We start from the raw sequence: 8,045 nt of genomic DNA, 5'->3' as shown, positions 1-8,045 counted from the left end.
TTTTTCATCCAACTATGGGGGTTCACTTCACAAAGTACTTTGTCGGTCAAAGTTATTTGCAGGGGTTGGTGAACGATCCCGCTGTAAACGTAGGGGTCGGCAACGTCACCTTTGAACCCGGTTGCCGAAATAACTGGCACATTCACCATGACGGCTACCAGATCCTTTTGGTAACTGGTGGTGAGGGCTGGTATCAAGAAGCTGGGAAGCCCGCCCAACGGCTGCACCCCGGTGATGTGGTAGTAACTCACGACGGCGTTAAGCACTGGCATGGGGCGACCAAGGACAGCTGGTTCTCTCACATTGCAATTACGGCGGGAACACCGGAGTGGCTTGAACCGGTTTCAGATGAAGAATATAACCAATTGGAGGATTGATCGCATGGTTAAAAAGCAAACAGCAGGCCGCGACAACTTGGGAGACTTTGCCCCAAAGTTTGCGGAGTTAAACGATGACGTGTTATTCGGTCAAGTTTGGGCGCGCGAAAAGGAATTGGCTCCTCGTGACCGCAGCATGATCACGGTTGCCAGTCTCATATCTCAGGGGCTGTTTCCCCAGTTGGAAGCCCATATGAAGATGGCGAAGCAAAATGGCGTGACCAAGGAAGAAATGGTCGAGATTATCACTCATTTGGCCTTTTATGCCGGGTGGCCCAAGGCGTGGTCAGCGTTTGACATTGCCAAAAAATTTATGGGGAATAAAACAAAATAGAAGGACCGTTATTCGGGCTGAAAGTGGTTACCAGACCATTTTGAGCCCGTTTTTTTGAGCGTTTTCGACAGCACTTTTGAAAAGTGGATGTAAAATATAGTTGGCAAATGGAATATATATTTTACATTGGAGCTGAACATGATGGCACAAAATCGGGTTCGAGAAATCCGGTCTCGCGTGGGGATGGCCCAGAAAGACTTGGCAGCCCAGGTTGGCGTGACCCGCCAGACCATTAGCTTGATTGAGAAGGGCGACTATAACCCGACGATCAATCTATGCTTGAATATCTGCTACGCACTGGGCTATAAATTGGACGATCTCTTTTGGGTTGACGAAGGGAAGCGACGATCATGAAACGCATTAAAGATGAACGACTGATTATTCGCAACCTTGAAAATGTTCGGTGGGCATTCGGAATTGAAAATTTAGCCGCACTGGCAATTTTGGCAAGCGAGCTGATTAACCGCCGCCCGTGGAACGCCATTTTGTCGTTGAAGAATCCCGCTTTCCTGCTCGTCTTTATCGGCTCAATGGTCCTGGTTGTTCTGTCCTTGAATGTCGCTGGGCCCATTGAAGGCGGCAAGCGGAAGCTGTCGACCCGGTTTCTTATTATGGCCTTTCTACTGGAATGGTTGTTCTGGGGGGCCTTCTTCTGGATGGCCTTGGCGTTCAGTCAGATGCTGCTCTCGGCGATCTGTGGGTTGATTCCGGAGCTGGTGATGACCGGGAGCACGCTGTATATTAATCGGTTCCGGGAAGGCTGAATAATTCGCCCTATATAATAACCAATATTAATTTAGAATCATTATTGAATCCTCTTGCGAAATGGGCTACACTAAACGTAGGTTAAAATAAATTTTGGAGGGATTCAGAATGAACTTTATCGGTAAAGAAATTGAAGATTTTAAGGTAAATGCCTACCAAGATGGTGATGTCAAGCAACTTACCAAGAAGGATTTACTGGGTCACTGGTCAATTGTTTTCTTCTATCCCGCAGACTTTTCGTTTGTTTGCCCAACCGAACTTGGCGATCTCGCCGACAACTATGACGACTTTAAGAAGGCCGGCGCTGAGATCTATTCCGTTTCTGAAGATACGGAATTTGTTCACCAGGCTTGGCACGAACAAAGTGAGGAAGTTGGCAAGGTCAAGTATCCAATGATCGCTGACCCTGCCGGTAAGCTGGCCCGGTTCTTCGAAGTGCTTGACGAGGAAGCCGGCCAAGCATTCCGGGGCGTCTTCATTCTGGATCCTGAAGGCAAGGTTCGTTCATACACGATTAACGACATGGGCGTTGGCCGCAATGCCAAGGAAGTTCTCCGGACACTGGAAGCGGCAGAATTTGTTGCCGAACATGGTGATCGCGTTTGCCCAGCCAACTGGAAGCCCGGCGAGAAGACGTTGAAGCCTGGAACCCAATTAGTTGGTAAGATTTAAGCCTGATTAAAATTTGAGGTAATTGAAGGCTGCGGTGATGGTCGTTTGGCACATCATCGGAGCCTTTTTGTTGGGGATGGATCGGATAATGAGTCGTGATGATTTTCTCTAAAGGAGGGCGCAATGACATTTTTATTAGTTTTTCTGGGCTTTCTCGTTGGGGCCTTCATTATCAGTATGGGCGGTGGCGGCGGATCGTTTTATCTCGGAATCCTGATTGGCATTGCCCATCTATCACCTGCCAGTGCCGCGGCAACTTCATTGTTCACGGCCCTTCCTGCATTGATGGTGGGAACGTACAGTCACTATCGGACGGGCAACATGAGGTTTGGCTACGGAAACAAACTATTGGTGACAGCCTTACCAGCAACGGTTGTGGGAAGCTTGTTATCCAAATACATTCCGGTGGTTGTCTACACTTGGGCAATTGCGATTACTTTGTTCATTTTGGGCCTCCAGACTTTGCGGCAGTCCTTTCAAAAAAGGAATAACCGCCAAAAGCTTCCACCCATGATGGTTTACATATTTGGGGCCCTAAGCGGTTTGATGGTCGGAATTGCCGGGCTAAGTGGTGGTGGGCCGGTAATGGCAGGGCTGCTCTTACTCGGGCTGGATATGCCCCAAGCAGCTGCAACGTCGTCCTATACCCTGATTTCACTGTCAATTGTTGGGCTGTTTTTTCATTTTACTCAGGGAAACATCGCTTGGCGGGTCGGTCTGTTGATCATGATTGGTTCGTTGGTGGGGGCGGCGATTATGCCCCGAATTTTAGCCCGTTTTGATCCCCGGAAGGTCACGTTGGTGTTGCGACCGGTTATGGGCGTGATGCTGATGGTGATGGCGATTAAATTTGTGATTTGAGGAAATTAAAATGTTGAAGCGAAAGTTCATGGTGCTTAGTCTGCTGGTGATTGGATTGATGGGTGGTTTGACCGGATGTATGAGTCAAAGCTCACGAGCACCGGTGCCGGCACGTCACAAAAAATCGAATGGCCCGCAAAAATCTGATTTCAAGCTAACCAGCGACACAATTAATAACCACCCCCGAATCTTGTACGCCGCAATCATCTATTATGCGATTCATGACGTTCCAATCCAGCGGTGGCAAGAAGTGGCAGATATGGATGCTGGTTGGCAGATTGAAATTTATCCTGGCGGCCACGGTACCCGCTATTTAGTGTGGCCGGATAAGCATATTTCTGACCGCGAAAAACAGCTTGCTCCCAACTGGTTTAGGTTGAGCAAGCAAGCGGTTAACTACCATAGTTTTGAAGTTCATACTGATCGACAAGACGCTGATCAACACGTTCGGGTTGGTAAGCGACAGATGCTGGCTAGAATAAATGATGCTCATGCCGCGGCAACCGTCAAAAAGATGAGTCAAAATATGACGGTTTTGACGCACAAATAGGTGGAGATTGTCCCTTTTGACAGGCCGGAAAATTAAAAAGCCAACCGAGGTTTCCTAACCTGGTTGGTCACTTAATAAGTTGATAATGCTTCAATCCTTCCAAAACACCATGGGCGGAAGTAGCCACGTAAGCCGCTTTTTGTTTGAGCGGGTCACTGCTCTGGCGCATGGCAATGCCATAGTCCGCCAAATCGAACATACTGAGGTCATTATTCTGATCGCCAAAGACGTAGACGGGCGCACTTGGCTGGTGAAGGCGGGCCTTGATTTTGAGAATTCCGGATGCCTTGGAAACCGTTGTCGGCATGACATCGACGGCATCGGGCGCGTAACGGAGAATGCTCAGCTGGTCCTTAAATTGGGCTTGGTAAGCGGCGTCCTTCTCGCCGGTCATGTATAAATTCAAAAAGTTGACCGGCGCGTGTTGGTAATAGTAACGGTCAATTGGTACGTTGGTGACCCGCATTCGGGCCACGTGTTGGCGGGTCAGCGGCGTCATTTCAGAGATTGCGAAACCTTGCTGGTTGAAAAATCCCACTGCATCGTGATGGTCGGTCGCAGCGGCTAAAACGTCTTCGATGGCGGCAGTTGGAAACTGATAATTCTGGATGACCTGATCGTGATAAACGATATAGCAGCCATTGGCGAGAATGAACGTGTGGAGATCAAGCAATTCTAAAAGATCCTTGACCTCGTAATAACTGCGGCCGGAGGCAACGATCGGCAAAATCCCGGTCGCCTTTAAATGGTCAATAGCGGCGATGGTTTCCGGTGAAACGGCAAGCGTCCCGGCGTCGCAGAGAGTGCCGTCCAGATCAAAGACGGCCAGTTTATCAGGCATTGGCGATCATCCTTTCCTAAAATAGTCATAAAGATCCGAATCACAAGCATCCTGGTGGTCATACCAGGGAACTTGGTTCGGATCTTTTTTCTTACAGCTATTCTATGCGGTTCACGTTTAAATTACAACCAGCGGTGATTAGTAGAACGATGGCTTGTCAAAATGAGTGTTGGGTTCGTTAACACCGAGACTCTTGCGGGCGTATTTTCCGGAATCATCCTTCAAGATTTCGACGATGAATTTCGCAACCGCCTGCCGGCTGACTTCGGTCCCACCAAACGGCTCACCGCTCTGAGTAACTTCGTAGGCGGTATTGTTGTCATCGTTGAACAGCCATGCTAGTCGTAACAGGGTGTAATCCAAATCGGATTTCTTGATCACGTCAGCCGTCTTTTTGCGGCGGGTGATCGAACTTTCAATCATGGCATTGTTCCACTGGCCAAAATTACCCTTAACTTCGTCTTCGATGCCTAAAACCGTGGCGGCGACAAACTTCTTAACGTTGTTGGCGTCCATTGCGGCAACGATTCCCTGAACGGCAGGAAGGTCGCGCATTTCGTTGAGGTAGACGGCGTCAACGCCTTCCATGGCATCATTAAGGGTGTGCTTGTCTTTGAAGTCACCATCGATCACGACCTCACGATCGGGGTCGGTTACTTTAATACGGTTTGAAGCGTTTCGAGCGAATAGCTTGAGATGATAATCGGTTTCTTTCAGTAATCTGGCGGTGAGGTAGGTCGAAATTTGGCCCGCGGCACCTAAAATTAGGATGGTTTTCATGTGAATTCCTCCAATTTATTTAAGATAATCTTATTGTTAACTTCACTATACCGCACTCGGTTAAAGAGGAACAACTATCCGTTTATGAATTTAGTTAACATCCCAATTATCGTTCGTTAACCACTTATTACATTCCTCTGACAATTATGTTATTTAAGCTATAAGCTCTTGAACTGATTGAATATGGCGTATAGGGTTAAAATAAATGATTAGTAATAATTCAATTCTTTTTGGAGGGCGGATCAATTTGAGTAATCAAATGAATCGAATGAATTCGAAGCGCCAATCGCTGGCCAAGCTGGGGGTTGCACTTGCAAGTATGACTATTTTTGGATGTTCGCTTGGGATGGTTCAACCCCAAGTTACTGTGAGGGCGGCCCAAAGCCAATCTTCGGTTACTGATGCAGGTGATCAGGATGGCCAGCCAGTGACGGCTAACCAACTATCCTTTGGGCCTAAAGCGGACACATTTAAAAACGGAGCGACATTATCGGACAATAGCGCGTTGGATTTTGATTTTCATTTTAATGCGCCCGGCAATTCACCGCAACGGATTCATGCGGGCGATCTGCTTACGATTAATATCGGCACCGATTTGATGAATTATCAGAAGCTGGTAGCTTCACCACTACCAGCGGGTGAAACAAATCCATTTGAGATTCAGAGTCAAACTGGGACTCAAACAGTTATTAGGGTCACTCGTGATCTCAAAGATGTCCAGCAAATGGACCTGGTAGTGTATGGAACTTTGAAGTCTGGTGAGAATTTAAATGGTGATAAAACAGTCACTACAACCTATACGCCCGTTGGTCAAAATCCCATAACGCTTTCACCGGTTACATTTACAGTCAAAAATACAGGCGGTGGCGGCAATTATGATAGTACCGTTTTTAGTAATAAAATATTTGGCGGCCGTGGCGGGCTTCAAATCGGCACCCACATGAACGAGGTAGCACCGAATCACTATGCATACAGCAATAACTCAAACGGGGAGGATAAGGATAACCCGGGCAAGTTGTACTTCATTCACGACGAACCGTCGATGATGGCATTTGCACAGTTATCATTACCGCACGTTGAGAATCGGCCGACTGACTTTTCTTGGACGATTGTCCCAACGGATTCAAATGCCAATCATAAAATTGATGTTAGTTCAGCAGAAGTTTGGGTGAGCCCATATGCCCCAAGTTTGACCCCATATAAGTTAAAGGGGGCATATACCGTCAAAGCATCGGGAAACGGGATTGTCTTTCACACTGATGACTTGCGGACGCTTACCAAAGATATTGCTGCGCCAAAAGCCGGCAATTTAAATATTGTCTTTGACGTTAATAACGATTTAAATGAAGGCGGCAAAGACGTTGTGCCACTAACGAGTCATTTGGATTTTATACCAGTGAATAATGTTAAAGCTTCTGACGCCAATGCCACACTCCAATTTGTCGATCCAAATCAAGCAGGTTTCACACCTAACTTTATTGCCCAAGACATGACGATTTCTCTTGATGATTTTAGTCACTACTTCTCGGAGAGTGGGCTCATGCCAGCCATCGTCAAGCAGGATTTCGTTAAGGCGGGATCCGCTGGCAATTATGGTGATCTGACCGGTGCTCACTATACGTACACCGCTACGGATGTCAGTGGCCAGAAGTTAGACTTTAATAATCCCAAGGCTGGCACGTATGAGATCCAGGTTACTGCCCACAATAAAGATGGGAATGAAACGACTCGAACTGCCAAACTAACGATTACGGCAAGCGACCACGGCGGTGGGGGTGGTAACGTCACGCCACCGACACCAGCGCCAACACCAACAAATCCCGATACACCAAACAGCTCGAGTTCGTCCAGTTCTTCGGATCAGCCGATTGGTCCTGAACCAGATCTTCCGGATTTTGCTGCTAAAAAGGATACGGCGGTCTATGCCCTCAAAAAGATTGGGATTTATCGGAAAGCTAATTTCTCGAATAAATATCGCGAAAACTGGTATTCAAGCAAGCCGCGGGTTTATCGACCAATGTTTGTTGTGACTGGGTACGCGCGGTCAATTAATGGCCATTTGCGCTATCAAGTTCGGGATGTTAATCACCTGAGTAAAACTCACGGTCGGGTTGGCTATATCACTGCCAACTGGAAGTATGTGCGCCCCGTTTATTACGCGAAAAAGCATTCAACCATGACAGTCATCAATCCGCGGGGGGTTAACGCATACAAACGCGTTAATTTAACCGGTAAAGTTCGCAACTACAAGCAGGGGACGGTGCTGCACGTGACGAAGTTCGTCAAGCACAACCTGACCACCCGTTACGTTCTCAGTAACGGTCAATATGTCACCGGGAACCGGAAGCTTGTTGAGATGGGCAAGCACAAACAGGTCCGTTACGTGAAGGCCGAGAGGACGATTAATCGTTACCAGACCGTCAACTTAACCCACAAAAATAAGCGGCACATTAAGCGCGGAACCAAAATTCGCGTGAAGAATTACGACTTTTCACACGCCAACAGTGTGACAAATCACGGGGCCTTAAGATATCACGTTGCCGGCGGTTACATCACTGGCAATTCAAAGTTTGTGAAAGCTTATAAATAAGTGTGAGATACAATCCAAGGAAGCTGGGATAAATGATTTTATTCCAGCTTTTTTGGATTCTTTGGGGAAGGAAAAATGATATACTCACAACTGATTCTTGAAACGCTGGAAGCGTTCCATATTGATTGCAATGGTTTAAATGGTGAACTAATATAATCATGTACTAAGTATAGGAATAAAAATAATTACCACTTATAAATAGTTCGCGGTTAACCGTTAAGGGGGAGATTGCCTGGTATTTATAGGGTAATGTCCAAAGTTCCATGAAAAAGTAG

At 47.1% G+C, this 8,045-nt stretch carries 10 protein-coding genes; 8 read left to right on the top strand and 2 right to left on the bottom strand.

Annotated features, from left to right (window positions below; genetic code table 11):
• The first annotated feature begins 14 nt into the window (after positions 1 to 14).
• The 7 genes from FD47_RS12915 (at position 15) to FD47_RS12885 (ending at position 3,559) form a co-directional block, all read left to right on the top strand.
• A complete protein-coding gene (locus FD47_RS12915; protein WP_056980773.1) occupies positions 15 to 377 on the top strand; it encodes a cupin domain-containing protein in 363 nt (120 codons plus the stop codon).
• Between the two features lie 4 nt (positions 378 to 381).
• The gene (locus FD47_RS12910; RefSeq protein WP_054736321.1) at positions 382 to 711 is read left to right on the top strand and encodes a carboxymuconolactone decarboxylase family protein; all 330 of its coding nucleotides are present in this window, start codon (positions 382 to 384) and stop codon (positions 709 to 711) included.
• A gap of 138 nt (positions 712 to 849) precedes the next feature.
• Complete coding sequence (locus tag FD47_RS12905) at positions 850 to 1,065, top strand: helix-turn-helix transcriptional regulator (RefSeq protein ID WP_082620298.1); 216 nt, start codon at positions 850 to 852, stop codon at positions 1,063 to 1,065.
• Positions 1,062 to 1,475 (top strand): hypothetical protein, encoded by a 414-nt coding sequence (locus FD47_RS12900; RefSeq protein ID WP_054736322.1) that lies wholly within the window; start codon positions 1,062 to 1,064, stop codon positions 1,473 to 1,475. Before FD47_RS12905 ends, FD47_RS12900 begins: the two co-directional genes overlap by 4 nt.
• Before the next feature lie 109 nt (positions 1,476 to 1,584).
• Positions 1,585 to 2,148: a redoxin domain-containing protein gene (locus FD47_RS12895; RefSeq protein WP_056980771.1), complete on the top strand. Its 564-nt coding sequence runs from the start codon at positions 1,585 to 1,587 to the stop codon at positions 2,146 to 2,148.
• 123 nt (positions 2,149 to 2,271) lie between these two features.
• On the top strand, positions 2,272 to 3,009 hold the full coding sequence (locus FD47_RS12890; protein ID WP_054736325.1) for a sulfite exporter TauE/SafE family protein: 738 nt from the start codon (positions 2,272 to 2,274) through the stop codon (positions 3,007 to 3,009).
• 10 nt (positions 3,010 to 3,019) lie between these two features.
• Positions 3,020 to 3,559: a hypothetical protein gene (locus tag FD47_RS12885; protein WP_056980770.1), complete on the top strand. Its 540-nt coding sequence runs from the start codon at positions 3,020 to 3,022 to the stop codon at positions 3,557 to 3,559.
• A gap of 67 nt (positions 3,560 to 3,626) precedes the next feature.
• Here FD47_RS12885 and FD47_RS12880 read toward each other — a convergent pair whose 3' ends face one another.
• On the bottom strand, positions 3,627 to 4,400 hold the full coding sequence (locus FD47_RS12880) for a Cof-type HAD-IIB family hydrolase (protein ID WP_056980769.1): 774 nt from the start codon (positions 4,398 to 4,400) through the stop codon (positions 3,627 to 3,629).
• A gap of 138 nt (positions 4,401 to 4,538) precedes the next feature.
• Entirely contained in the window at positions 4,539 to 5,180 is a 642-nt protein-coding gene (locus tag FD47_RS12875; RefSeq protein ID WP_054736327.1) for an NAD(P)H-binding protein, read from the bottom strand.
• A 247-nt stretch (positions 5,181 to 5,427) separates the two neighbouring features.
• Between FD47_RS12875 and FD47_RS12870 the strand changes: the two genes are divergently transcribed.
• Positions 5,428 to 7,770, top strand: a complete 2,343-nt coding sequence (locus tag FD47_RS12870; RefSeq protein ID WP_054736330.1) for a DUF5776 domain-containing protein — start codon at positions 5,428 to 5,430, stop codon at positions 7,768 to 7,770.
• Positions 7,771 to 8,045 lie beyond the last annotated feature (275 nt).

It is taken from the genome of Lentilactobacillus parafarraginis DSM 18390 = JCM 14109, from assembly GCF_001435895.1.
Classification (GTDB): Bacteria; Bacillota; Bacilli; order Lactobacillales; family Lactobacillaceae; genus Lentilactobacillus; species Lentilactobacillus parafarraginis.
This window is presented reverse-complemented; position numbering and strand designations above follow the sequence as displayed.

Coding starts and splice junctions, on each gene's coding strand:
- FD47_RS12915 (WP_056980773.1), top strand. CDS start 15: ATGGGGGTTCACTTCACAAAGTACTTTGTCGGTCAAAGTTATTTGCAG.
- FD47_RS12910 (WP_054736321.1), top strand. CDS start 382: ATGGTTAAAAAGCAAACAGCAGGCCGCGACAACTTGGGAGACTTTGCC.
- FD47_RS12905 (WP_082620298.1), top strand. CDS start 850: ATGATGGCACAAAATCGGGTTCGAGAAATCCGGTCTCGCGTGGGGATG.
- FD47_RS12900 (WP_054736322.1), top strand. CDS start 1,062: ATGAAACGCATTAAAGATGAACGACTGATTATTCGCAACCTTGAAAAT.
- FD47_RS12895 (WP_056980771.1), top strand. CDS start 1,585: ATGAACTTTATCGGTAAAGAAATTGAAGATTTTAAGGTAAATGCCTAC.
- FD47_RS12890 (WP_054736325.1), top strand. CDS start 2,272: ATGACATTTTTATTAGTTTTTCTGGGCTTTCTCGTTGGGGCCTTCATT.
- FD47_RS12885 (WP_056980770.1), top strand. CDS start 3,020: ATGTTGAAGCGAAAGTTCATGGTGCTTAGTCTGCTGGTGATTGGATTG.
- FD47_RS12880 (WP_056980769.1), bottom strand. CDS start 4,400: ATGCCTGATAAACTGGCCGTCTTTGATCTGGACGGCACTCTCTGCGAC.
- FD47_RS12875 (WP_054736327.1), bottom strand. CDS start 5,180: ATGAAAACCATCCTAATTTTAGGTGCCGCGGGCCAAATTTCGACCTAC.